We start from the raw sequence: 390 nt of genomic DNA, 5'->3' as shown, positions 1-390 counted from the left end.
CCCCCCCCCCCCCCCCCCCCCCCCCCCCCCCCCCCCCCCCCCCCCCCCCCCCCCCCCCCCCTTTATTAATCACCCCCCGACCACCGATATCTACACTGTTCGCATTTCGTCGGCAGCGTCACCCCCCCCCCCCCCCCCCCCCCAGGCTGGCGCCGAACACCAGGGTCAGCAAATGCACCTGGCCGAAAAGGGCCGCCGTCACGCTCAGCGCCACCGCCGTGCCGATCAGCAGGGACAGGCCCACCAGGGCCATCGGGCGCACGGCACGAAATGCCAGCCCTGTCTCTTATACACATCTCCGAGCCCACGAGACGCTGACGTTGATCGCGTATGCCGTCTTCTGCTTGACAAGGGGGGGGGGGGGGGGGGGGGGGGGGGGGGGGGGGGGGG

Annotated in this window: 1 pseudogene; it reads left to right on the top strand. The window is 73.1% G+C overall.

The features are described 5' to 3' along the window. Nucleotides 1-390: pseudogene (locus JHD82_RS29145) on the top strand (hypothetical protein); the annotation flags it as partial.

Source organism: Delftia sp. ASV31 (assembly GCF_016428765.1).
Classification (GTDB): domain Bacteria; phylum Pseudomonadota; class Gammaproteobacteria; order Burkholderiales; family Burkholderiaceae_C; genus Comamonas; species Comamonas acidovorans.
The sequence above is the reverse complement of the archived record's forward strand: the minus strand, read 5'-3'. Positions and strand labels throughout refer to the sequence as shown.